The sequence below is a fragment of the Streptomyces sp. Root1304 genome (assembly GCF_001426405.1).
Taxonomy (GTDB): Bacteria; Actinomycetota; Actinomycetes; order Streptomycetales; family Streptomycetaceae; genus Streptomyces.
Window position 1 is genome coordinate 459,573 of sequence record NZ_LMEP01000024.1, and the last position, 441, is coordinate 460,013.

The 441-nt window shown below is 61.9% G+C and carries 1 protein-coding gene; it reads right to left on the reverse strand.

What is annotated here, in order from left to right:
• Window positions 1–61: 61 nt before the first annotated feature.
• Complete coding sequence (locus tag ASD33_RS26665; protein ID WP_056565607.1) at window positions 62–265, reverse strand: cold-shock protein; 204 nt, start codon at window positions 263–265, stop codon at window positions 62–64.
• Window positions 266–441: the final 176 nt, after the last annotated feature.

The window sequence follows — 441 nt, forward strand, 5'->3', positions numbered from 1 at the left end:
CATGCAGCTGGGGCCCGCACCCCGAGGGATGCGGGCCCCAGCTACGTATTACGCGTCAGCGTCAGGCGGAAACGATGTTCTCGGCCGTCGGGCCCTTCTGGCCCTGCGCGATGTCGAAGGAGACCTTCTGGCCCTCCTGGAGCTCGCGGAAGCCCTGGGCGGCGATGTTCGAGTAGTGGGCGAACACGTCAGGGCCGCCACCGTCCTGCTCGATGAAGCCGAAACCCTTTTCCGCGTTGAACCACTTCACGGTGCCAGTAGTCATGTCAATTCTCCTCTGGGCATTACGCCGGAATCCGTACCGTACGGATGCCGTGTCGCCGCGATGATGCCCTGCCCGGAAAACGACCGGAAATACAAAGCGCTTCCGTGCGACCTGCGGCCGACGGGAGACGCTCGAAGATTTTTCGGGTACCAAAACTGCAACTGAGTTCGACAGTA